The organism is Streptomyces tanashiensis (assembly GCF_014648895.1).
Classification (GTDB): Bacteria; Actinomycetota; Actinomycetes; order Streptomycetales; family Streptomycetaceae; genus Streptomyces; species Streptomyces tanashiensis.
In genome coordinates, this window is record NZ_BMRZ01000002.1 from 1,098,311 (window position 1) to 1,120,367 (window position 22,057).

Below are 22,057 nucleotides of genomic sequence, written 5' to 3' on the forward strand. Positions count from 1 at the left end.
CGTGGACACTCGAGCATTCGAACTCCCCCGGTCGCGACGGGCGAACGAGCGGCTGCACGCCATGGTCCCCGGAGGCGCGCACACCTACGCCAAGGGTGACGACCAGTACCCCGAGAACCTGGCTCCGGTCATCAGCCACGGCCGCGGGGCCCATGTGTGGGACGTCGACGGCAACCGCTACATCGAGTACGGCTCCGGACTGCGGTCGGTCAGCCTCGGCCACGCCCACCCCCGGGTGACCGAGGCGGCGCGGCGGGAGCTGGACCGCGGCAGCAACTTCGTCCGGCCGTCGATCCTGGAGGTCGAGGCCGCCGAGCGCTTCCTGGCGACGGTGCCGACCGCGGAGATGGTGAAGTTCGCGAAGAACGGCTCCGACGTCACCACCGCGGCGGTCCGTCTCGCCCGCGCCGCCACCGGGCGCCCGCGGGTGGCGATCTGCGGCGACCATCCGTTCTTCTCCGTCGACGACTGGTTCATCGGCACCACGCCGATGTCCGCCGGCATCCCGGCGGCGACCAACGAGCTCACCGTGACGTTCCCCTACGGGGATCTGACCGCCACGGAGGAACTGCTCACCCGGCACCGGGACGAGATCGCCTGCCTGATCCTCGAACCCGCCGGCCACACCGAGCCGCCGCCCGGGTACCTCGCCGGTCTGCGCGAGCTGGCCGACCGGCACGGCTGCGTCCTGGTCTTCGACGAGATGATCACCGGCCTCCGCTGGTCCGAGGCGGGCGCCCAGGGCCTGTACGGCGTCGTCCCCGACCTCTCCACCTTCGGCAAGGCGCTGGGCAACGGCTTCGCCGTGTCCGCGCTGGCCGGCCGCCGCGACCTGATGGAACGGGGCGGGCTGCGTCACTCCGGCGACCGGGTGTTCCTGCTGTCCACCACGCACGGCGCGGAGACGCATTCGCTGGCCGCCGCGATGGCCGTGCTCGGCACCTACGTCGAGGAGGGCATCACCGCGCGGCTGCACGCGCTGGGCGACCGGCTGGCGGCGGGTGTCCGTGAGGCCGCCGCCGCCGCGGGGGTCGGCGACCACGTCGTCGTACGGGGCCGGGCCAGCAATCTGGTCTTCGCCACGCTCGACGAGAACCTGCGGCCGTCGCAGGAGTACCGCACCCTGTTCCTCCGGCAGCTCCTCGCGGGCGGGGTGCTGGCCCCGTCGTTCGTGGTGAGCAGCGCGCTCGACGACGCCGACATCGACCGGACCGTCGAGGTGGTGGCCGAGGCCTGCGCGGTGTACCGGAAGGCACTGGACGCCGCCGACCCCACGCCCTGGCTGGCCGGGCGGCCGGTGAAACCCGTGTTCCGGCGCCTGGTGTGATGCGACGTCACATGAGGTGACGTCCGTGCGGTTCCCGCCGACCGGTGTCGGTCATCCGGTCGGCGACGCCGTCGACGAGCCAGGCGGTCGCCGGCACCACCGCCAGCGCGGTGCACCACCCGCCGAGGGTGTCGGTCGGGTAGTGCGCGCCGAGGGCGACCTGCGCCCAGCCCATGGCGGCGCCGGCGGCCAGCGCCGCGGCGAGCACGAGTGACAGGCCGGCCGTCCTGCCGAGGCCGAGCCGGCCGGTCACGAGCAGTGCCAGCACGAGGGCGATGGCGGTGAGGAAGGCGGTGTGCCCGCTCGGGAACGACAGGTACCCGCCGTTGATGGTGCGGCCCACCAGGGGCTTGAGGAGGGTGGTCGTCGCCACGGCCGCTCCGGCGGCGGCGACCGTCAGCACGGCGGCGCGGGGCCGCCGAAGCAGCAGGCTGAGGGTCACGGTGGCCGCGACGAGCATCACGGCCCCGGCGGGCTCCCCCAGGTAGTCCGTGGCCAGGGCGAAGGTCTGCCGCGGGGTCCGCACACCGTGGGGCAGCGGCCTGATCCACCCGTCGGCCCTGCCGGGCCCGCTGTGGCCCGCGTACAGGAGGCCGAGCGCGAGGACCAGCAGGGCGGCGGCGGCCGCGATCGGCCCGAGCCGGGCGCGCAGTGACGGGGGCAGTGCCGCGGGCGCCGGCCGGCCGGTCACCGTTCCGCTCGGGCCAGACGATCCCATACGAGCCCCCGTCGTGTCCGACCCACTGTCCAGCGACCTCGACCGCCCCCGTACCGAGGGCGTCGAGGTCAGTCCGTCCTTGTCACCCTAAGGGACAACAAGATCCGCGCAGGGCGCTTCGGTGCTTCTCGCGGGGCACCGGGGAGCGACTTCCCGCCGCCCTGTGCCCGCTGTACGAGGACCCCGAGCGTGAACTGCCCGGTCCGGTCGACACGATGGCGGCGTACGGGCCGTGCTGCTCGCCCCCCTCGATCTGCCGGTTCTAGTCGTCGGCGGGCTCGTCGATCGGCCAGGCGATCTCCAGGCGGTTGTCGGGGTGGTCGGGTGTCCCGGTCCACCGGCGGTAGACCATCCGGACCGGGCCCGCGAAGTCGAAGCCGTGCTCGGTGATCCATTCGGCGACGGCGTCGTACGCGCCGAGGATCTGCGGGAACGCGGCGGCCGCGCCCTCGACCTCCGTGCAGGCGAGGGTGGTCCCGGGCAGCTCGCGCACGGTCATGCCCTCGGGCAGGTCAGTGGGCTGCGCGCCGTCTTCCCAGAACGGCAGGCAGGCCTCGACGAGCGTCTCGTTCTCGTCGTCGCACACCCCGTGGAACCGGACGAAGGCAGGCCCGGTGAAGGTGAGCGGACCGCGGCCGGCGACCGCGTAGATCTCCTGGTAGGCGGCGCGGAGGAAGGCGTCGAGGCCGGAGTTGTCCACGGTCGCCCCACGGACGAGGATCCGTTCGGCCTCGCCCTGGCGGACGGTGACGCGGTGGGTCATCTGTGCTCCTTCGGTCAGTCGGCTCAACAGGCTGTGGACCACGGAGCGCTGCACCTCCAGCCGCTGCTCGGCCGCCTCCAGGTGCGTCTGCAGGGCGGCGGCCAGCTCCTCCTCGCCGCCGCCGAGCAGCCGGCGCACCTCCTCGACCGGGATGTCCAGCTGCCGCAGCGCCCTGATCGACTGCGCCGTACGCACCTGGTCACGCCGGAAGTACCGATAGCCGCTCACCGCATCGACGAACGCCGGCACCAGCACGCCGCTGGCGTCGTAGTGCCGAAGCGCGGTGATCGAGAGGCCGCTGGCCTGCGAGAACTGCCCGATCGGCAGTAGGTTTCTCCTGTCCACGGCATTGACTGTGCCGTCTCGCGCCACCCGAGAGTCAAGCCCTTCCGCGGCGGATCCCGTCCCCCACGGCATCCCGGTCGACCGTTCGCCCCCACGCGCCGATAATGGACCGTATGCCACGAAATACCGCAAACAAGGGCTACGGTCCGTCCACCGTGACGGTCAAGGGGCGGGACATGCGGGTGCGCACCCTCGCATTCTTCGTCCTGGCCGCCCTGGCGATCTGGTTCATCGCGGCGAACACGGGGTCGGTCACCATCAGACTGTGGATTCCGACGGTCACCCTCCCCCTCTGGATCGTCCTCACCGTCACTCTTCTCGTCGGTATCGTTCTCGGTGTGTTCCTCGCCCGCCGCCGCGCGCGCCGGTGACGGGCGGCGGGGTGCGCGATCATGAAGGGATGACACGCACCTTCGAAGAGCTCGTCGCGGAGGCCTCCGCGGCGCCGGTCGACGGCTGGGACTTCTCCTGGCTCGACGGGCGGGCGAGCGAGGAACGGCCCTCCTGGGGCTACCAGCGGCTCCTCGGTGAGCGGCTCGCGACCGTCGCGGCCGGGCTCGACATCCAGACGGGCGGCGGGGAGGTCCTGGGCGGTGTGCCGGTACTGCCGCCGACGATGGCGGCCACGGAGTCGTGGCCTCCGAACGTCGCCCGGGCCACCGCGCGGCTCCACCCCCGCGGGGTGGTCGTCGTCGCCGATCCCGACGAACCGCCCCTCCCGTTCGGCGACGCCGCCTTCGACCTCGTCGGCAGCCGGCATCCGGCCACCGTGTGGTGGGCGGAGATCGCCCGGGTCCTCAGGCCGGGCGGCACCTACCTCGCCCAGCACGTGGGGCCCGCCAGCGTCTGGGAGCTGGTCGAGTGGTTCCTCGGGCCGCAGCCCGGGGCGGCCCGGCACCGTCACCCCGACGACGAGACCGCCGCGGCACGCGCGGCCGGCCTCGACGTGGTGGACGTGCGCGCCGAGCGGCTCCGCATGGAGTTCCACGACATCGGCGCCGTGGTCTGGTTCCTGCGGAAGGTCATCTGGATCGTGCCGGGGTTCACGGTCGAGGCCCAGCTGCCCCGGTTGCGCGCGCTGGACGCGCTGATCCGCGCGGAGGGGCCGTTCGTGGCGCACTCCGCGCGGACCCTGATCGAGGCGCGGAAGCCTTTCGCACCGGAGTAGGCCCGTCGGTCCGCGCCCGGCTCAGGCGGTCGGCGCCGCCGCGGACCGGACGCCGAACCACTGCTCGGCTCCGTACTCCTCGAAGCGCTCCACCTCGGTGAACCCGAGCTTCGCCGCGAGGGTCATCGCGCGGTCGTTGGCGGTCTGGGTGGTGAGCACCACCGGTTCGCCGGGAAGCGTCCCGGCGAACCAGTCGAGTGCCGCCGCGCACGCCTCGGCGGCGTACCCGCGCCCCCACGCCTCCGGCAGAAGCAGATAGCCGAGCTCGGCCTCTCCGGCCTCCGGGCGGACGTGCCCCGGACGCTCCGCGTCGCGCCGGTCGAGCGTGATCATGCCGATCATCGTCCCGTCGAGATCGATCACGAACAGCCCGGGGCGCCGACCGGGCACCTCCGGCATCGCGCGGTCGACCTCCTCGCGCGACCGCGCTCCACCGATGTAGGTGCCCACCTCCGGCGAGGCGAACAGCTCGATGAACGCGGCGCGGTCACGGGCCTCGGACGCGCGGAGCACGAGCCGTTCGGTCCGTATCGGGGCCGGCGGCCAGGTGTCAGGTCCCAGTTCAGTCATGACGGGCAACGTATCGCACGGCCCGGGCGGGCGCGCCGGTGATCTCCTCGACGGGGGAGGTCAACGGTCCACGTGCCGTGCGCAGTTCGGTCCGGACCGTGGAGCTCCGTCCGCGACGGCGCGCGCTCATGGCCTCGGAGGCGTACCGCGGGCGATAACCACGACCTGGTCCTCCGGATGCCAGTGCCGGACGTGGGCCTTGGGCGGGTTGACGCGCAGACCGTGGTCGGGGGCGGTCGTGGCGCGGGAGTGGGAGCGGTAGCCGATGGCGCAGGCGCCCTGGCGGGCCGCCGACGCGGCGACGGAGGCGAAGGAGGCGGCGCGTCCGGTCCTGACGTAGTGGGCCGCCGGCCGGAGGTGGAGGGAGTTGCCGTCCGGGGCGAGGAGTTCCTCGAACACGGCGGTGAGGTGCGGGTTCTGGCAGATCTGGGTCATCAGGAGTCCGATGAGCCTGCCGCTGACGATGAAGTCGGCGCCGGGGGCCTGCGGCGCGATGAGCCGGTTGCGGTCGTCGGTCATCTCGGCGACGACGGGGAGCCGCCGTCCACCCTCGTTCTCCCGGGCCCGCAGGTGGAGGAGGGTGACGAGCGTCCGGTCGTCCGGGGCGGGGCGGCCCGGCCTGTGGTCGGGGCCGAGGACGATCACGGTGTCGTACCGGTCGAGGTCCAGCGCGTCCGTGGTCGCGCGCAGCGTGGGATCGCAGGGCCGGTGGAACACCGCCAGGTGTGCGCCGACGGCTTCGGTGACGGCCCGGATGCCGGTGAGGGTGGCGGTGCGCGGCTCGGCCACGACGTCGAGGGACGAGCCGGGTGGTGTGCGGCCCGCCAGTTGGGCGGCGATACGGGGTGCCCGGCGGTTCCAGCCGAGGAGGAGGACGCGTTCGGGCCGGAGGGGGGTCTCGGGCGGTGCGTGCGTGAGCGCCGTCGGGTCGTAGGACGTCGGGGTGACCGACAGATGGGTCGACCGCTCGTCCTCGGCGATCACGAGGAGGGTGTCGTCGGCGAGGAGCGGGGTGGCACGGGGCGGGTTGAGCGCGACGGTGCCGTCGCCGTGGACGATGCCGACGGCGGTGGACACCGGACAGGCGCGGGCGGCCTCGTCGAAGGTGCGGCCCGGCGCCCGGGGGTCCGTGACGGTGTGGAACTCGTGTCCGGCGAAGTCGAGGAGTTCCTGGTGGACGAGGGAGAGTCCGGGCTGTCGTGCGCAGTCGGCGAGGAGCCGGGCCGTGATGTCGTCCATGTCGAGGACGGTGGCCCGGGCTCCGCCCGCCAGGCGGGCGGCCGTGAGGTAGCGGTCGTCGCGCACGGCGGCCACGACACGTACGGGATCGGCCTCCCCCGCGGCCGCCGAGAGGGACAGCAGGGTCTTCACGACCCCGGTGTCGTCGTGGGGGTCGTCGCGGGGCAGGACGAGGACGGACTCCGCGGTCGCCGGGCTCACGCGCGCGAGTGCGGCGGGATCGGTGGGGCGGCCGGTGCGGCAGACGATCCTGGTGCGGCCCGTGGTGCCGACGGTGGTGCGGAGGTCCTCCTCCATGGCGGGTTTGTCGCGGTCGGCGAGGACCGCGATCACCCGGCGGCGGCCGTCGGTGCGGGCGGCGACGAGTTCGGAGACGACGGTGGGGATCTGTTCGGACCAGCCGAGGACGACGGTGTGGCCGCTCTCCAGGATTCTGGCGTGCCCTCGGTTGAGGGCGATGAGCCGGTCGGTGAGGCCGGTGGTGATGAGGCTGACGAGGGTGGAGACGTAGAAGAGGGCGATGAGGGCGAGGAGTACGGACAGGGCGACGCGGAGCGGGGGGCCGACCTCGCCGCCCAGCCGCATGGTCTGCCCGGTGTTGCGCCACACGGCCGCGATCCTGGAGCCGAGGGAGGCGGGGGTGCGCTGGTCGGTCCAGGCGAGGACGGTGCTGACGGGGACGACGAGTGCCAGGCAGACGAGGGCCAGCCAGCCGCAGAGGGCGGCGATGCCGCGGGTGAGGGTGGTGTCGAACCAGTAGCGGAAGCGTTCCTCGGCGGAGTGGGTCCGGTGGGCGGAGCCGGGCCGGTCCACGGGCAGCGTGTCGACGGCCGGCGCCTCGTCGGCCGGAGTGTCGTCGGTCCGGCCGGGACCGGATCCCCGCGCGGCGTCCCGCTGCCCGGGTACGACCTTTTTGTCTTCTTTTCGCACGTCAGCAGGGTGCCGCCCCGCCGTCGGCGGCGGGGCGGCATCCGGGCATATTCATCCCTTCGTGATCAGCGCGGCCCACACAGGTGGGACGTGCCGGTCAGGCGTACGGGTCGAAGGGCCTCCCGGTCAGGCGTACGGGTCGAAGGGGATGCCGGCCGGCTTCGCCTTGGCCAGGTGGGAGGCGAAGTTCCCGTCCTTGAGGCCGAAGACCGCACTGCCGAAGTCGGCCTGGCTGAGCTTCTCGCGGATGCCGGCCGGATAGCCGTTCCAGCCGACGAGGGCGGGGAACTGCCAGGTGTGCTGGTGGTTCTCGGGCGGTTCGTCGTTGGAGTTCGCCGGCCGGAAGCAGTGCGTGCTGATGCCGTCCTTGTGGTAGACGACCTTCGGGTGGGTGCCGTCCCAGCGGATGCGGTCGCGGCCGTAGATGTCGAAGTCGCCGTGGGCGGAGGTGGAGACGTACTGGGCCTGGTCGTTCTGCACCCAGACCACGACGTGCTCCCAGTCGTGGCGGTGTCCGCCGAGGCCGCTGCCGGCCACCGCCTGGTCCTTCTCGAAGTAGAGGCCGTAGATGACGGCGCACCAGCCGTTGTTGCACTTCGCGCGGGCGTACCCGTTGGTGTTGGTGAGGTCCGGGGCGTCGCGGCACTGGCCGTTGAGCGCGCCGGAGGGCTTGAGACCACCGTTGAGGGTCCCGTCGGGCCCGATCGCGGGGGTCGGGTAGCAGCCGTCCGTGTCGTAGTCGAACGCGGGCTGGAAGGTCTGCTCCAGACCGTCGGCGTCGGCGGGCAGGGCGGTGGGCGGTGCGGCGAGCGCGCTGCTCGGCAGGGCGATGATCAGCGCGAGGGCGCCTGCGAGGGCGAGGGCGCCCCTGGTGGCGTACACGGGTGTCTTCACTGCGTCCCCCTGGGTCGGGCGGCATGGGTCGGGCAGCCATGTTGGCATGCACAGCTCATTCCTACGAGAGTGCCGGAGCCTCCCCGGCCACCCTCACCCCAGCCGCCACTTCTGGTTCGCCGCGCCCGTGCAGGACCAGATCTGCGCCCGCGTCCCGTTGGCGGACGCGTTCCCGCTGGCGTCCAGGCACTTGTCGGCCGGGACGTCGACCAGGTCGGCCGAGCCCTCCTCGTAGCGCCAGCGCTGGGCACCCGAGCCGTTGCAGCCGTACAGCTGGACCTTCGTCCCGTCGGCGGTCGCCCCGGCGCTCACGTCGAGGCACTTGCCGAGGGCCTGGACGGACCCGTCCGCGCGGATCGTCCAGCGCTGCGCGGCGGTGCCGTTGCAGTCCCACAGCTGGACCGGCGTGCCGTCGGCGCTCGAACCTCCGGCCACATCGAGGCACTTGCCGTCGAGACCGCGCAGGACACCGGTCCTGTCCTGCCCGCCGGACGGCGTGCCCGCCCAGGTGAAGGTCGCGGACGTCCTGCCGGGCAGGGAGTACGTGTACCGCTGTCCGCCCCAGTCGACGCTCATCGTCTGCGCGTTCGCGGAGCCGTTGTACGCGATCAGCGCCTTCGAGCCGTCGGGGTTGCGCCAGGCCACGTTCGGCACGGCCGTGGAGGCCGTGGAGGCGATCCGCTCGGCCCCGGGCTTCACGAACTTGGTGAGGTGGCCCATGGTGTAGTACTCGACGGTGTAGTCGACCTGACCGTGGCGGGCATCGCCGTTGTGGACGGTGATCAGACCGTCGCAGGTGCCGCAACCGCCGTTGTGCGGGCCCCGGTTCTGGTCGACCGCGAGGGACCACTTCGTCACCGACTTCGCCCAGTTCCGGGTGTAGTCGATGATGTTCATCATGTCCTCGCGCTGCTGGTCGGCGATCCAGGTGCCGCCGGAGTGCTCGGTCTGGACGGCGTCGAGCTGCGGGTGGCGCTCGTGGACCTCGCTCTGCTTCGCGATGTCGCCGCCGTAGCCGTGCCAGGCGACCCCGCCGAAGTTCGGGTGACTGCGGACCGCCGCGTCCTCCACGGTGGGGGCCGCGTACGCGTCGTAGGTGTCCCAGTTCCAGTCGTGGGCGAGGACCTTGGTGGGCAGACCGGCGTTCTGGAGCTTGGGCAGGAGCTCGTTCTTGGTGAAGTACGCGAGCCCCGAGCCGTTCCAGCTCATCGACGGATACCCGGAGCAACAGGTCGGCTCGTTCTGGGCGGTGACGTAGTCGACGGGGACGCCCTGGTCGCGCCAGCCCTGGAGGTACTTCACGAAGTAGTCGGCGTACGTTCCGTAGTGCTCGGCCTTGAGCCAGCCTCCGTTCAGCTGCCCGCTGTCCTTCATCCAGGCGGGCGCGGTCCACGGCGAGGCGACGAGGGTGAGACGCGGGTTCAGCTGCCGCGCCTGGCGGGTCAGCGGCAGGACGTCCTGGAGGTCGTGCGCGAGGGAGAACGAAGCGAGCGCGGGGTCGGTCCGGCCGGCGGGCAGGTCGTCGTAGGTGTAGCCGAATCGGGCGAGGTCGGAGCCGCCCATCGGGTTGCGGACGAAGGACAGGCCGATGCCTTCCGTCGGGGAGAAGAGCTTCTTCATGGTCGCGTCCCGCGTCGCCTGGCTGAGCGCCCCGGAGCCCTTCATGAGCCAGGCGGCGGTGTCGGTGAACGAGGCACCGCCGCCGGTGAAGGTCTGGTAGCGGGTGTTCTCGTCGACGGTGATGTTCGTGCCGCTCCCGCCGCTCCCGGCCTGGAAGGTGAGCGGGGCCTGCTGCTGGAGGCCTCGGATGACGTGACGGCCACCGGCGTCGTCGGTGGTGGTGAGCCAGACGTCGACCTGCTCGCCGGCGGCCCGGGCCGGGGCGGCGGAGAGTCCCGTGAGGCCGGCCGTGACGAGAGCGCCCGCGAGGAGCGCCCCCGGAAGCCGGCCGGCGAGTGGTGTCCTGTGCGGCGTACGGAACATGTCGGTGCCCTTCTCGGCGTGTGGGGGTGGGGGTCCGCGCGGACCGAGGTGCGTTCCGAGGCGTGAGTGAACTGCCGGAGAGGAGGGTCCGTCAAGGCTCCGCGCATTCAGATCCTGAACGCACAACTCAAGGAATACAGGCGGGAGTTGCATTTCCGACTCCTTCGTCGTGAAGTCTTGACGGCCGAGTCGTACGGCGGTTGACTCTGCGCACGGCGCCGGAACCGGTTCCGGGAGCGGTTCCGACAGCGATGTCGTACCTGGGCGCGGAGGTCTCCGATGCGTGTCACGATCAGCGATGTCGCACGTCGGGCGAGGGTCAGCAAGACGACCGTCTCCCGGGTCCTCAACACCCGGGGCGAGGTCGACCCCGCCACCGCCGCCCGCGTTCGTGAAGTGATCGACACCATGGGCTATGTGCCCAGCTCCGGAGCGGTCGGTCTCGCCCGGGGCGCCAGTCGGACGGTCGGCATGCTGACGCCCTCCCTCACCTGGCCGTGGATGGGCGAGGTCCTCCAGGGCGTCGCCGACACGGTCGAGGCCGCCGGCTACGGGCTGCTGCTGTACACCTGCCACCGGGGAGCGGACTCGGTCCGCCATTTCACCGACCAGGTCTCCGCCCGCGCCTTCGACGGACTGCTCGTCGTGGAGCCGGAGAACACCCTGGACACCCTCACGTCGCTGCACCGGGGCGGCCTGCCCGTCGTCCTCGTCGACGACCGCGGCCACCGGCCGGAGTTCCCCTCCGTCGCGACGACGAACCGCGCCGGCGGCGCGTCGGCCGCCGCCCATCTGTCCGCCTCGGGCCGCTCCCGGCCCCTCGTCGTCACGGGCCGCCGCGACTTCGGCTGCGTACGCGAACGCCTGGACGGGTTCCGTGAGGTCCTGCCCACCGGGCTCGTCGTCGAGGGTGAGTTCACGGAGGCGACCGGCCGGGGCGCCGTCGAGCGCGCGCTCGCCTCGGGGCACACCTTCGACTGCGTCTTCGCACACAACGACCTGATCGCCGCGGGCGCGCTGCGCGCCCTGCGCGAGGCAGGACTGCGGGTACCCGAGGACGTCTCGGTCGTCGGGTTCGACGACCTTCCCATGGCCCGGCACACCGAGCCGCCGCTCACGACGGTCCGTCAGCCGATGCGGGAGATGGGCCGCGCCGCCGCCCGACTGCTGCTCGCCGGTCTCGACGGCGAGCCGATCCCGGACGAACCGGTCGTCCTGCCCACGGAGTTGGTGGTACGCGGCTCGGCACCGGGCGCCTGAGCCGCCGGGCGCCGAGGCACCGGCCGGGCCGGGGCCGCGTGCGCGGCCCGAACGACAGGGCGGCCCTGAGGGACCGCGGCCGGAGCGGGGGCACTCAGCGCAGCGCGGCCGTCACCAGGCGCCGGATCTCCTCGGCGGGGACGGTTCCGCCGTTGACCAGACGGTCGAAGACCAGGCCGTCCACGCAGGTGAGCAGGGCGACCGTGCGCTCACGGGCGTCCGCGAGGCCCTGGGCGGCGAGGAAGTCCTCGACGGACCGACGGGCCGCGTTGTCGCGCGGCACGAGGATCTCCCGCAGCTCGGGGTGGTGCACGCTCTCCAGGGCGCAGGCGTAGCGCGCGAGCGAGCGGCGGCGGCCTTCCCCGGTGAGCCGGTGGCCTGTGAACGCGGTGAGCCCGGCGACGAGTTCCTCGGCATCGCGCGGTGCGCCGGCCCGCTGCCCGGCCTCCTGGATCTCGGCCTGGTCGCGCTCGACGAGCCGGAGCACGAGTGCGGTCAGGAGCGACTGGCGGGTGCGGTGGTACGCGGACGTGGTGCCGGGCGGCAGGCCGGCGGCCCGGTCGACCGCGCGGTGGGTGAGCCCGCGCATGCCGTGCTCGGCGAGTACGTCGATGGCGGGTGTCCGGCATGGACGGCGGGAACGCGGTGGTGGTCGGTGGCGGAATCGGCGGCCTCGCGGCGGCGATCGGACTGCGGCGGATCGGATGGGAGGTGAGCGTCCTCGAACGCGCCGCCGTGCTCGAGGACGCCGGGGCGGGCATCTCCCTCCACGCCAACGGCATCCGCGCCCTGGACGCGCTGGGTGTCGGCGCCGACGTGCGCGCGGCAGCCCGGCCCCAGTACACGGGCGGCACCCGCGTCCCGGGCGGCGGCCGGCTGGCCCGGATGGACGGGGCGGCCCTGGAGCGGGCGCTCGGCACCCCCATCGTGGGGATCCCGCGCGCCACGCTCCACCGGCTGCTGCGCGCGGCGCTGCCCGCCGGCTGCCTGACCGTCGGCGCGGAGGTGACGTCCCTGGACCTGACGGCCGCGGACCGGGTGGGGGTCGCCACCCGCGAGGGGGCGAGGGAGGCGGATCTCGTGGTGGCCGCCGACGGCGTGAACAGCGCACTCCGGGCGCTGCTGTTCCCCGGACACCCGGGGCCGGCGTACAGCGGATCCACGGTCCTGCGCGCCCTCACCGACTCCCCCGTGCCCTCGGTGTCCGACTTCGAGCTGACCTGGGGCCGGGGCGCCGAGTTCGGGCACATCACCTTCACCGACGGCCGGGCCGAGTGGCATGCCGTGCTCAACTCGCCGCCGGGCGTGCTCCATCCGGATCCCCTGGAGGTGCTGCGCCGCCGGTTCCGGGACTGGCACGAACCGATCCCGGCCCTCCTCGCGGCGACCCGCCCCGAGGCCGTGCTGCACCACGACATCCATGAACTGGCCACTCCTCTATCTGCCTTCACCGCCGGACGGGTCGCCCTGCTCGGTGACGCGGCCCATGCCATGACCCCGAACCTCGGCCAGGGCGCGTGCCAGGCACTGGAGGACGCGGTGTCGCTCGCGGCCGCGCTCGCCGCCTCACCCGGGCTCGGCGCGGCGCTGGCCCGGTACGACGCCGAGCGGCGCCCGCGCAGCCAGTCCGTCGCGCGCGCCGCCCGCCGGGCCGGCCGGATGGGCCAACGGCTGGCGCATCCCGTCGCCGTCGCCGTACGCAACACGGCTCTGCGGGCGGCGCCGGACGGTGCGGCTCTGCGCGCGATCCTGCGGCACGCCGACTGGACACCGCCACGCCTGGATCCGGCATTCCCGTAGACGATACGTATCGTCTCGTCTACTGTGGTCGTCATGACCACCGCTTCCCCCGCGCACATCGCCATGTTCTCCATCGCCGCCCACGGCCACGTGAACCCGAGCCTGGAGGTCATCCGCGAGCTCGTCGCCCGGGGCCACCGCGTCAGCTACGCCGTCCCCGCGTCCTTCGCCGAGAAGGTCGCGGAGACGGGGGCGACGCCCGTCGTCTACACCTCCACGCTGCCGACCGACGACGACCCGGAGGCCTGGGGGACCGAACTGATCGACAACCTCGAACCGTTCCTCGCCGACGCGACGCAGGCGCTGCCTCAGCTCGCCGCGGCCTTCGACGGGGACCGGCCGGACCTCGTGCTGCACGACATCACCGCCTATCCGGCACCCGTCCTCGCCCACACCTGGGGCGTGCCCGCCGTCTCCCTGTGGCCGAACCTGGTGCCGTGGGAGGGGTACGAGGAAGAGGTCGCCGAGCCCATGTTCGCCGAACTCAAGGCCTCGCCCCGCGGCAAGGCCTACTACGCGCGCTTCGAGGACTGGCTCGGCGGGCACGGGATCGACACCCCTCCCGACCGGTTCGTCGCCCGGCCGCGCCGTGCGATCGTCCTCATCCCCCGGGCCCTCCAGCCGCACGCCGACCGGGTCGACGAGTCCGTCTACACCTTCGTCGGCGCCTGTCAGGGCGAGCGCGCCGAGCAGGGCGAGTGGCGGCGGCCGGCCGCGGCCGAGAAGGTGGTCCTGATCTCCCTCGGCTCCGCCTTCACCAAGCAGCCCGACTTCTACCGGGACTGCGTCGAGGCCTTCGCCGGTCTCCCGGGCTGGCACGTCGTCCTGCAGATCGGCAGGTTCGTCGATCCGGCCGAGCTCGGCGAACTGCCGGCCAACGTCGAAGTGCACTCCTGGGTACCGCAGTTGGCGATCCTCCGGCAGGCGGACGCGTTCGTCACCCACGCGGGCGCGGGCGGCAGTCAGGAAGGGCTCGCCACCGCCACCCCCATGGTCGCCGTGCCCCAGGCCGTCGACCAGTTCGGGAACGCCGACATGCTGAGCACCCTGGGGGTGGCCCGGCATCTGCCCATGGAGGAGGCCACCCCCGAGCGGCTGAGGGAGGCCGTCCTCGCACTCGTCGGCGACCCCGACGTGGCCCGCCGAGCACGGGAGATCCAGGAGACGATGGCCCGTGAGGGTGGCACGCGCCGCGCCGCCGACCTGATCGAGGCGGAGCTCGTCTGACCCAGCGCCCCGGCGATCACCCGCACCGCCCGCGGCGGCCCGCAGGCCTCGATGTCCGTTGTGCCGACAGGCCGTTGCGGGCGGGACGTAGGGTCGTGCCATGTCCAAGACCGAGATTGACCAGGTGACCGCCGAGTTCTACGGCGCGTTCGACAACCGGGGCGGCAAGGCGGCCGACGTGGACCGGATCCGGCGGCTCGTCCTGCCCCAGGGGGTCATCGTCTGCACCGCGCCCACCTTCACCGCGTACTCCGTGGAGGAGTTCGTCGTGCCGCGCGAGCGGCTGCTCTCCGAGGGACGGCTCGTCGACTTCTCCGAGTGGGAGACCTCCGAGGAGACCCGGATCGAGGGCGACATCGCCTCGCGGTTCGGCACGTACCGCAAGTCCGGTGTGCTCGACGGGAAGCCGCTCGAGGGCGAGGGCACCAAGACCATCCAGTTCGTCCGGACGCCGGACGGCTGGCGGATTTCGGCCTTCTCCTGGTTCGACAACCCCTGACCCGGACCCGCGGCCCGTCGCCCCCCGTACGAGGAGGGCGACGGGCCGGCTCCGTCAGACCACCGCGCCGGCGCCCGCACTCCGGCGCGGCGCGGCGGCGGCCGGTGCCGGATGCCGGGTCTCCAGGGCGACCGCCAGCGGCATCGCCGTGAACACCGTGGACGCCATGCCGAGCACCACGCCCGCGAGCAGCGCGACGGAGAAGTCCGTGAGCGAGTCCCCGCCCAGGACCGCGAGCGCCACCAGGACGAAGAGCGCCCCCATCCCGGTGTTGACCGTGCGGGGCAGCGTCTGGGCGACGGCCCGGTCGGCGAGGTCCGCGAGCGGCACGCCCCCGCCCCGGCGGCGCAGTTCCCGCAGCCGGTCGAGGACGACCACCGAGTCGTTGACCGAGTAGCCGACGACGGTGAGCAGCGCGGCGAGGAAGACGCTGTCCACCGGCTTGCCCAGCCAGGCGAACAGACCGACCACGAGCAGCACGTCCTGCGCCATCGCCGCCACGGCGGCCGTCGCGTACGTCCAGCGGAACCGCACCGTCAGGTACAGGAGCTGCGCCGCCACCGCCAGGCCGAGCGCGAGGAGCGCGTGGGTGCGCAGCTCTCCGCCGAGGCTCGGGCCGATCAGGTCGTCGCGCTCCACCTCCACCGGGCCCGCCACCCGGGTGAGCGCCTCCCTGATCTCCCGCTGCTCGCCGTCCCCGGTCTCCCGGACGCGCACCGAGACGTCGCCGTCGCCGGTCGTCTGCACGACGGCGTCGGGGAAGCCCGCGTCGGCGACGGCCGTCCGGGCCGTGTCGGCGTCCACCGGGCGCTCGGCCGTGTACTGGACGACCCGGCCGCCGGTGAACTCGACGCCGAACTCCACGCCCCGCACGCCGATTCCGGCGAGGGCCACGAGCAGCAGTCCGGCGCAGCCGGTCAGCCAGCGGCGCCGGTGCGCCATCAGGCGCGGCACCCGGCGGTTCAGCCGGGTCCGCAGCCGGCCGAGCGCGGCCATGCCGGTCACGGCGGGCCGCCTGCGGACGGCGGGCAGGCCCAGTGTCAGGTCGGCGAGCAGCCGGGTGATGACCATCGCGGTGATCAGCGAGGTGAGGACGCCGATCGCCAGCGTGACACCGAAGCCCTTGACGGGCCCGGTGGCGAAGACGAACAGCAGGCCGGCCGCGAGCAGGGTGGTGATGTGGGAGTCCGCGACGGCACTCCACACCTTGCCGAAGGCCGTCGCGACCGGCCGCCGCAGATCCCGCCCGGCGGACCTGCCGAGCGAGGCGTACTCCTCCCTGGCGCGTTCGAAGACCAGGACGTTGGCGTCGACGGCGATGCCGATGGCGAGGACGAAGCCGGCGAGGCCGGGCAGGGTGAGGGTGGCGCCCAGGGCCACGACCGCCGCGTACGAGATCAGTCCGTACAGCAGGAGGGCGATCGTGGCCAGGACGCCGAGGAGCCGGTAGACCACCATCACGAAGAGGCCCGTGCACGCCAGGCCGATGACGGCGGCCAGCGCGCTGGCCCGGATCGCCTCGGCGCCGAGCGTCGGGCCCACGGTGCTCTGCTCGACCGTCGTCACCGGCACGGGCAGCGCGCCGCCCTGGACGAGCGCCGCGAGGTCGCGTGCCTCCTGAGCGGAGAATCCGCCGGTGATCTGCGCGGAGCCGCCGCCGATGCCCGCCCCGCAGGGGACACCGGCCTGCATGCCGGGCGCGGAGACGATCCGGTCGTCGAGGACGATCGCGACCCGGCGCGCCGGGTCCGCCGGGGCGGCGCAGGCGGCGTCGCCGGTCAGCTTCGCCCAGCCGTCCGCGGCGCCGTCGCGGAAGGAGAGGTCGACGGTCCAGCCCCGGCCGGCCGTGGTGTCGAGGGTGGCCTCGGCGCCCTTGACCCCGTCGCCGGTGAGGGCGGGTGCGGCGAGGGCGAGGAAGCGGCCGGGGGCGTCGGGGTCGGGCAGGACGCGCTTCCCGTCGGCGGCGGCCGGTCCGGCCGGCCCCTGTGAGGTGCCGGTGACGGCGTGGAAGGTGAGCTGTGCCGTACGGCCGATGGTCTCGGCGGCCTGGCGCGGGTCGCGCAGGCCGGGCAGTTCGACGACGATGCGCCGCTCGCCCGAGCGCGCGAGGGAGGGTTCCGCGACGCCGAGGCCGTCCACGCGCTTGCGGAGCACCTCCAGGGCGCGGTCGGTGGCGGCGGCGTCGGCACGGGTGGTGGGTCCGTCCTCGGTCTGCAGGACGATGCGGGTCCCGCCGCGGAGGTCGAGTCCGAGGCGGGGCGGGGTGGTCAGGGTGATCCAGAGGGAGAGCGCGACGACGGCGAGCGCGAGGAGCGCGCGCCGGAGCGAGGCACGAGAGGACATGGGTTCTCCACGGGCGGGCGCACGGCTCGGCGGGGCGCCGCCTCCGGGAGGTGGCGCCCGCTGTCCGTGCGGGACGTTCGGTCGGGTGCGCGTCGCGGAGGTGTCGTGCGGATCGGGCCCGATCCGCACGACACCTCCCGGGACCGGGCCGTGGGCATGCCGAGGGCCCGGACGGCGACGCGGAAGGACGTCAGCTGTGCCGGGTGGAGGGTGGGCCGCGCGGTGCGCGCGGGCCGTGGAGGCCGCCGGGCGGCGCGCGTTCGCGCCGCGGGTCCCCTTCGAGGAGGCCGCGCGCGGGTACGGAGAGGTCGGCGGGTGCGGCGGCGGGGGCGGCGGGCGCCGCGGGGAAGCGGACGGGGTTCTCGACGGCGACCGGGAGGCCCACGACGGCTGCGGGCGCGAGGTGCGGCTCCTGCGGGGTCGCGCGAGGAGCCGCGGGGGACGCGGCCTGGTGGGAGGCGGTCGCGGCAGGGAGGCCCTCCGCGGGTGCGGCGGAGGCCGGAACGAGCAGCAGGGACCAGAGCGCGCAGAGCATCGCGGGCAGGAGCGCCGAAAGCCGCCGCGCGGAACTCCCCGCCACTGCCCCTCCCCCGCTCTCCGCCGATCGCCGTCCGATCCCTGTGCGGCCTCAGCCTAGACGGGGCACGACACGGCGACGCACCGGGTGCGCGGGGCGGTCGGGCACGGGGGCGAACGCGGCTTCTGAGCACGGGGGCCAATGCGGCTTCTGAGTACGGGGGGAGCCCGGTGGTGTGCGTACGGAGTGAGCCCGGTGTTGAGTACGGGGTGAGCCCGGTGATGTGAGTACGGGGTGAGCCCGGTTGTTGAGTACGGGTGCGAGCCCGGCGTTTGAGTACGGGTGCTCATGTCCCGGCCGTGGGGCCCCGGGACGATGGTTCCGTCACCGTTCCGCCGCGGATCCAGGGGGCCTCCCGTGCTCAGCCGTATCGCCGCCCACGTCGTCCCGTTCTTCGGGCGGCTGACCGTCACCTCGGACCCCGGGGCCCGTGTCGAGCCGGGCAGCATCCTCGTCGTGAACCACACGTCGCTCGCCGACCCGGCGCTCGTGCTCGCCGCGCTCCGCGGGCGACTGGCCGTCGAGCCCGTCCTGCTGGCCACGTCCGGCCTGTGGCGGATCCCGCTGCTCGGGCGGGCGCTGACCCGCGAGGGCCACGTGCCCGTCCACCGCAACTCGGCGCGCGCCGCGGCGGCCCTGGACCACGCGGCGGTCGCGCTCGCCTCGGGGCGGCACGTGATGCTGTACGCGGAGGGGCGCATCCCACCCCGCCGGGACGCCGCCGAGAACCCGCCGGAGATGTTCCGCACCGGTCTCGCGCGGCTCGCGCGGGCGACCGGGGCGCCGGTCGTGCCGATCGGCCAGGCCGGGGCCCGGCGGATCACCTCCGGCGGGCGGGTCAAGCAGGTCGCCGGGGTGCTCACCGCACCCGTCCGCCGGCCGGGCCTGCACGTCCACATCGGCACGCCGCTGCGCCTGCCCGACGACGTGGCCGCGGCGACGGAGCTGGCGCACGGGGCCGTGACCGCGGCCTGGCGGACGGCGGCCGGGGCGCTGGGCGAGCCGGCGGCCCTCGGCGGCGGCGAGGGACCCGCCGCCGCGCCGCGCCGCGGGTGACGGCGGGGCCGTACCCCTACGGCCTCATCGTGCGGAGTCGTCCCGGGCGGGCAGCGGGCCGGCTTCGGCGCGCTCGCTCGCGTCGGCGTCCGCCAGCCAGAACAGCAGCGGGGACAGGGCGAGTTCGAGGGCGGCCAGCGCCAGCTGGAACCAGTGCGGCCGCCCCTCCACGGCGAGGGAGAGGAGCCTTCCGAGCGCTCCCAGCAGGAACACGGCGGTGAGCGCGCGCACGGCCCCGGCGGGGACGGGTGACCGCCTCGCCGCCCAGAGCCAGGCGAGACCGTACCCGGCGAAGGTCGCGCCGAGGAACCGGCCGAGGCTGTCGACCGTCGGACCGGCCGACTCGGCCCCCGGAATCGCGGCGTTGCCGAGGAGGACGTGGAGAAGTCCGATCGCCACGCACGCGTACCCCATGGCGAGGGCGAGCCCTCGAAGTGTCTTTGCTCTGGTCATGCCCGCGACCCCCATCGGTTGGACACGCATCCGCCGGTGGACACACCTCCAGGAGCAGTGCCCGCGTCAGAGTACGGCCGCTTACTGGACGTGTGTCAAGTAACATGGCGGCGTGCCTCCTCGCAGACGACTCAGCCCCGCCGCACGCCGCGCCCAGCTCCTGGAGGTCGCCGCACGGCTGTTCGCGGCCCTGCCGTACGACGAGGTGCTCATGGAGGACGTCGCCGAGCGGGCCGGGGTCTCCCGCGCCCTGCTCTACCAGTACTTCCCCGGCAAGCGCGAGCTCTTCGCCGCGCTCTACCAGGAGGCCTCCGAGCAACTGCTCGCGCGGACACGGCTCGACCCCGCCGACACCCTGGTCGAACAGCTGACACAGGGACTGGACACGCACATCGAGTACTTCGCGGCGAACCGCAACACCGTGCTCGCGGCGAACCGCGTCCTGGCCGGCGACGTCCTCGTCCAGACGATCATCACCGGTGAACTCGACGCCCTGCGGGCGCGGTTGCTCGGCGTGCTGCCGCTCGCCGACGACCGGACACGGGCGGCCGTGTCGGGGGCCCTGAAGAGCTGGCTGGTCTTCGTGCAGGTGCTGTGCGTGGACTGGCTGACCCACGAGACCTGTACGCGCACCGAACTGCGCGACGTGTGCGTCGGCGCCGTCGTGGGCGCCCTCAGGCCCCTCCTCGACGAGGACCCGGCCCCCGACTGGCCCCGCTGACCACGCGGCGGCCCGGCGGCGCCCGTCAGAAGACCGAGAGACCCGTGATGGTCGTGAAGCGGTCCAGGGCCGTCACGCCCGCCACCGAGTTGCCCCGGCTGTCCAGGCCCGGGCTCCAGACGCACAGGGTGCAGCGGCCCGGGACGACGGCGACGACCGCTCCGCCGACGCCGCTCTTCCCGGGGAGCCCGACGCGATAGGCGAAGTCACCGGCCGCGTCGTAGGTGCCGCAGGTGAGCATGACGGCGTTGACCTGCTTGGCCTGACTGCGGGTCAGCAGGCGGCTGCCGTCGGCGCGGAGCCCGTGCCGGGCCAGGAAGCCCGTGGCGAGGGCCAGGTCGGCGCAGGAGGCCTCCAGGGAGCACTGGCGGAAGTACTCGCGGAGCAGCGCGGGGACGGGACCCGTGATGTTGCCGTAGGAGGCCATGAAGTGGGCGAGGGCCGCGTTGCGGTCGCCGTGGGTCGCTTCGGAGGCGGCGACACCGGCGTCGAAGGAGAGGTCCGGGTTGCCGCTCTCGGCGCGCAGGAAGGCGAGCAGGCTGCCGGAGGCGTCACCGGTCAGGCGGTGCAGCCGGTCGGTGACGACGAGGGCGCCGGCGTTGATGAACGGGTTGCGGGGGATGCCGTGTTCGTACTCCAGCTGGACGAGGGAGTTGAACGGGTCGCCGGAGGGCTCCCGGCCGACGTGGGCCCAGAGCGCGTCGCCCTCCCCGGCGAGGGCGAGCGCGAGGGTGAAGACCTTGGTGACGGACTGCGTCGAGAAGGAGCGGCGCCAGTCCCCCACTCCGTAGACCGTGCCGTCGAGTTCCGCCACGGCCATGCCGAAGTCGCGCGGGTCGCCGGCCGCGAGGGCCGGGATGTAGTCGGCCGGGGTGCCGCGGTCGGTGAGGTCCGCGAGCTCCTCGGCGATGCGGTCGAGGACGGGCTGGAAGGAGGTCGTGCCGGTCACGCGCCGCCCCGCACTCTCCGGTCGTCGGCTCCGGCGGCGTCGGCAGTTCCGGCAGCGTCGGGGGTTCCAGCCGCGTCGGCGGCTCCGGCCGCGTCGGCGTTCTTGGAGACCGCTGCGGCCAGGCCGAGGTCGCCGCCTTCCGGCACGGCGAAGTAGCGGGCGACGTCGGCCTCCGAGACCTCGGCGAGGGTGGCCGGGTTCCAGCGGGGGGCGCGGTCCTTGTCGACGACCTGGGCGCGGATGCCCTCGACGAGGTCGGGGGTGGCGAGGGCCGCGCAGGAGACTCGGTACTCCAGGTCGAGGACCTCCTCCAGGCCGGCGAGGGCACGGGAGCGGCGGAGGGTGGCCAGGGTCGCCTTGAGGGCGGCCGGAGACCTCGCGAGGAGGGTCTCGGCCGTCTCCTTGGCGGCGGGCACGCCGGTGTCGAAGAGGCGCTCGACGATCTCCTCGACGGTCGGGGCGCTGTAGCAGGCGTCGATCCACTCGCGCTGCTCTGCGAGGACGCCCGCGGGCGGCGCGACGGCGTGGCGGGCGAGGGCCTCCGCGGCCGGCAGGTCCGCCAGGTCGCGGGCCAGGACGGGCAGTTCGGCCGAGGGCACGAAGGAGTCGGCGAGGCCCGTGAGGATCGCGTCGGCGGCGCCGACGGGTGCGCCGGTGAGGGCGAGGTGGGTGCCGAGCTCGCCGGGGGCGCGGCCCAGGAGGTGGGTGCCGCCGACGTCGGGCACGAACCCGATCCCGGTCTCGGGCATGGCGACCCGGGAGCGTTCGGTGACGACGCGGACGGAACCGTGCGCGGAGACGCCGACGCCGCCGCCCATCACGATGCCGTCCATGAGGGCGACGTAGGGCTTCGGGTAGCGGGAGATCCGCGCGTTGAGCCGGTACTCGTCCCGCCAGAAGGCCGCGGAGGCCGATCCTCCCGCGCGTGCGTCGTCGTGGATGGCGCGGATGTCGCCGCCGGCGCAGAGGCCTCGCTCCCCGGCGCCTTCGATGACGACGGTGGTGACGGCCGGATCGTGCTCCCACTCCGTGAGGGCGCCGTCGACGGCGAGGACCATGGCGTGGGTCAGCGCGTTGATGGCGCGGGGCCGGTTCAGGGTGATGAACCCGGCGCGGCCCTCCGTCCGGAGGAGCACGTCGGGAGTTCCGGTCGGCACGATCACTCGGTCCCTTCGGGTGGCACGGCTCTGTGTCCCGGCCACCGTACCGGGGCGCGTCACACCCGCCCGGACGGG

At 73.8% G+C, this 22,057-nt stretch carries 21 protein-coding genes; 9 read left to right on the top strand and 12 right to left on the bottom strand.

Features of this window, described 5'->3' with window-relative positions; genetic code table 11:
• Position 1 precedes the first annotated feature (1 nt).
• Positions 2-1,327, top strand: coding sequence for a glutamate-1-semialdehyde 2,1-aminomutase (locus IE237_RS10360; RefSeq protein WP_189801495.1), 1,326 nt, complete (start codon positions 2-4; stop codon positions 1,325-1,327).
• Between the two features lie 7 nt (positions 1,328-1,334).
• Here IE237_RS10360 and IE237_RS10365 read toward each other — a convergent pair whose 3' ends face one another.
• Positions 1,335-2,045: a phosphatase PAP2 family protein gene (locus IE237_RS10365; RefSeq protein ID WP_189801496.1), complete on the bottom strand. Its 711-nt coding sequence runs from the start codon at positions 2,043-2,045 to the stop codon at positions 1,335-1,337.
• A 262-nt stretch (positions 2,046-2,307) separates the two neighbouring features.
• Positions 2,308-3,153, bottom strand: coding sequence for a MerR family transcriptional regulator (locus IE237_RS10370; protein WP_189801497.1), 846 nt, complete (start codon positions 3,151-3,153; stop codon positions 2,308-2,310).
• A gap of 113 nt (positions 3,154-3,266) precedes the next feature.
• Between IE237_RS10370 and IE237_RS10375 the strand changes: the two genes are divergently transcribed.
• Positions 3,267-3,524, top strand: a complete 258-nt coding sequence (locus IE237_RS10375; RefSeq protein WP_229842514.1) for a LapA family protein — start codon at positions 3,267-3,269, stop codon at positions 3,522-3,524.
• Positions 3,525-3,553: 29 nt separating this feature from the next.
• Complete coding sequence (locus IE237_RS10380; protein ID WP_189801498.1) at positions 3,554-4,321, top strand: class I SAM-dependent methyltransferase; 768 nt, start codon at positions 3,554-3,556, stop codon at positions 4,319-4,321.
• Positions 4,322-4,342: 21 nt separating this feature from the next.
• On the opposite strand, the gene IE237_RS10385 is transcribed toward IE237_RS10380, so the two are convergent.
• The 4 genes from IE237_RS10385 to IE237_RS10400 all read right to left on the bottom strand — a co-directional run bounded on the left by IE237_RS10385 (position 4,343) and on the right by IE237_RS10400 (position 9,937).
• Complete coding sequence (locus IE237_RS10385) at positions 4,343-4,891, bottom strand: GNAT family N-acetyltransferase (RefSeq protein ID WP_189801499.1); 549 nt, start codon at positions 4,889-4,891, stop codon at positions 4,343-4,345.
• 126 nt (positions 4,892-5,017) lie between these two features.
• Positions 5,018-6,943 (bottom strand): CASTOR/POLLUX-related putative ion channel, encoded by a 1,926-nt coding sequence (locus IE237_RS10390; protein WP_189801661.1) that lies wholly within the window; start codon positions 6,941-6,943, stop codon positions 5,018-5,020.
• Between the two features lie 243 nt (positions 6,944-7,186).
• Positions 7,187-8,002, bottom strand: coding sequence for an NPP1 family protein (locus IE237_RS10395; RefSeq protein ID WP_189801500.1), 816 nt, complete (start codon positions 8,000-8,002; stop codon positions 7,187-7,189).
• Between the two features lie 45 nt (positions 8,003-8,047).
• The gene (locus tag IE237_RS10400) at positions 8,048-9,937 is read right to left on the bottom strand and encodes a ricin-type beta-trefoil lectin domain protein (protein WP_189801501.1); all 1,890 of its coding nucleotides are present in this window, start codon (positions 9,935-9,937) and stop codon (positions 8,048-8,050) included.
• A 279-nt stretch (positions 9,938-10,216) separates the two neighbouring features.
• Between IE237_RS10400 and IE237_RS10405 the strand changes: the two genes are divergently transcribed.
• The gene (locus IE237_RS10405; RefSeq protein WP_189801502.1) at positions 10,217-11,197 is read left to right on the top strand and encodes a LacI family DNA-binding transcriptional regulator; all 981 of its coding nucleotides are present in this window, start codon (positions 10,217-10,219) and stop codon (positions 11,195-11,197) included.
• 94 nt (positions 11,198-11,291) lie between these two features.
• On the opposite strand, the gene IE237_RS10410 is transcribed toward IE237_RS10405, so the two are convergent.
• Positions 11,292-11,786 carry a TetR/AcrR family transcriptional regulator gene (locus IE237_RS10410; RefSeq protein ID WP_189801503.1) on the bottom strand — a complete coding sequence of 165 codons (495 nt, stop codon included), beginning with the start codon at positions 11,784-11,786 and terminating at the stop codon, positions 11,292-11,294.
• 38 nt (positions 11,787-11,824) lie between these two features.
• Between IE237_RS10410 and IE237_RS10415 the strand changes: the two genes are divergently transcribed.
• From IE237_RS10415 to IE237_RS10425, 3 genes are all read left to right on the top strand, one after another.
• Positions 11,825-12,997 carry an FAD-dependent monooxygenase gene (locus tag IE237_RS10415; protein ID WP_189801504.1) on the top strand — a complete coding sequence of 391 codons (1,173 nt, stop codon included), beginning with the start codon at positions 11,825-11,827 and terminating at the stop codon, positions 12,995-12,997.
• Between the two features lie 33 nt (positions 12,998-13,030).
• Entirely contained in the window at positions 13,031-14,224 is a 1,194-nt protein-coding gene (gene mgt / locus IE237_RS10420) for a macrolide-inactivating glycosyltransferase (protein ID WP_189801505.1), read from the top strand.
• A 100-nt stretch (positions 14,225-14,324) separates the two neighbouring features.
• Positions 14,325-14,723 (top strand): nuclear transport factor 2 family protein, encoded by a 399-nt coding sequence (locus IE237_RS10425; RefSeq protein ID WP_189801506.1) that lies wholly within the window; start codon positions 14,325-14,327, stop codon positions 14,721-14,723.
• Between the two features lie 54 nt (positions 14,724-14,777).
• On the opposite strand, the gene secD is transcribed toward IE237_RS10425, so the two are convergent.
• Together secD and IE237_RS10435 are read right to left on the bottom strand one after the other, a co-directional pair.
• The gene (gene secD / locus IE237_RS10430) at positions 14,778-17,066 is read right to left on the bottom strand and encodes a protein translocase subunit SecD (protein ID WP_189801507.1); all 2,289 of its coding nucleotides are present in this window, start codon (positions 17,064-17,066) and stop codon (positions 14,778-14,780) included.
• Between the two features lie 190 nt (positions 17,067-17,256).
• On the bottom strand, positions 17,257-17,646 hold the full coding sequence (locus IE237_RS10435; protein WP_189801508.1) for a hypothetical protein: 390 nt from the start codon (positions 17,644-17,646) through the stop codon (positions 17,257-17,259).
• 354 nt (positions 17,647-18,000) lie between these two features.
• Between IE237_RS10435 and IE237_RS10440 the strand changes: the two genes are divergently transcribed.
• Positions 18,001-18,699, top strand: coding sequence for a lysophospholipid acyltransferase family protein (locus tag IE237_RS10440; protein ID WP_189801509.1), 699 nt, complete (start codon positions 18,001-18,003; stop codon positions 18,697-18,699).
• A 24-nt stretch (positions 18,700-18,723) separates the two neighbouring features.
• Here IE237_RS10440 and IE237_RS10445 read toward each other — a convergent pair whose 3' ends face one another.
• Positions 18,724-19,152, bottom strand: coding sequence for a DUF4345 domain-containing protein (locus IE237_RS10445; protein WP_189801510.1), 429 nt, complete (start codon positions 19,150-19,152; stop codon positions 18,724-18,726).
• A 112-nt stretch (positions 19,153-19,264) separates the two neighbouring features.
• On the opposite strand from IE237_RS10445, the gene IE237_RS10450 reads away from it, so the two are divergent.
• Positions 19,265-19,873: a TetR/AcrR family transcriptional regulator gene (locus tag IE237_RS10450; RefSeq protein ID WP_189801511.1), complete on the top strand. Its 609-nt coding sequence runs from the start codon at positions 19,265-19,267 to the stop codon at positions 19,871-19,873.
• Positions 19,874-19,898: 25 nt separating this feature from the next.
• Here the strand turns inward: IE237_RS10450 and IE237_RS10455 are convergent, their stop codons facing one another.
• Both IE237_RS10455 and IE237_RS10460 read right to left on the bottom strand, forming a co-directional pair.
• Positions 19,899-20,822 carry a glutaminase gene (locus IE237_RS10455; protein WP_189801512.1) on the bottom strand — a complete coding sequence of 308 codons (924 nt, stop codon included), beginning with the start codon at positions 20,820-20,822 and terminating at the stop codon, positions 19,899-19,901.
• Positions 20,819-21,985: an enoyl-CoA hydratase/isomerase family protein gene (locus tag IE237_RS10460; protein ID WP_189801513.1), complete on the bottom strand. Its 1,167-nt coding sequence runs from the start codon at positions 21,983-21,985 to the stop codon at positions 20,819-20,821. The genes IE237_RS10455 and IE237_RS10460 overlap by 4 nt, the downstream gene beginning before the upstream one ends.
• Positions 21,986-22,057: the final 72 nt, after the last annotated feature.

Coding starts and splice junctions, on each gene's coding strand:
- IE237_RS10445 (WP_189801510.1), bottom strand. CDS start 19,152: ATGACCAGAGCAAAGACACTTCGAGGGCTCGCCCTCGCCATGGGGTAC.
- IE237_RS10415 (WP_189801504.1), top strand. CDS start 11,825: ATGGACGGCGGGAACGCGGTGGTGGTCGGTGGCGGAATCGGCGGCCTC.
- IE237_RS10405 (WP_189801502.1), top strand. CDS start 10,217: ATGCGTGTCACGATCAGCGATGTCGCACGTCGGGCGAGGGTCAGCAAG.
- IE237_RS10380 (WP_189801498.1), top strand. CDS start 3,554: ATGACACGCACCTTCGAAGAGCTCGTCGCGGAGGCCTCCGCGGCGCCG.
- IE237_RS10395 (WP_189801500.1), bottom strand. CDS start 8,002: ATGCCAACATGGCTGCCCGACCCATGCCGCCCGACCCAGGGGGACGCA.
- mgt (WP_189801505.1), top strand. CDS start 13,031: ATGACCACCGCTTCCCCCGCGCACATCGCCATGTTCTCCATCGCCGCC.
- IE237_RS10365 (WP_189801496.1), bottom strand. CDS start 2,045: ATGGGATCGTCTGGCCCGAGCGGAACGGTGACCGGCCGGCCGGCGCCC.
- IE237_RS10410 (WP_189801503.1), bottom strand. CDS start 11,786: ATGCGCGGGCTCACCCACCGCGCGGTCGACCGGGCCGCCGGCCTGCCG.
- IE237_RS10375 (WP_229842514.1), top strand. CDS start 3,267: ATGCCACGAAATACCGCAAACAAGGGCTACGGTCCGTCCACCGTGACG.
- secD (WP_189801507.1), bottom strand. CDS start 17,066: ATGTCCTCTCGTGCCTCGCTCCGGCGCGCGCTCCTCGCGCTCGCCGTC.
- IE237_RS10425 (WP_189801506.1), top strand. CDS start 14,325: ATGTCCAAGACCGAGATTGACCAGGTGACCGCCGAGTTCTACGGCGCG.
- IE237_RS10385 (WP_189801499.1), bottom strand. CDS start 4,891: ATGACTGAACTGGGACCTGACACCTGGCCGCCGGCCCCGATACGGACC.
- IE237_RS10400 (WP_189801501.1), bottom strand. CDS start 9,937: ATGTTCCGTACGCCGCACAGGACACCACTCGCCGGCCGGCTTCCGGGG.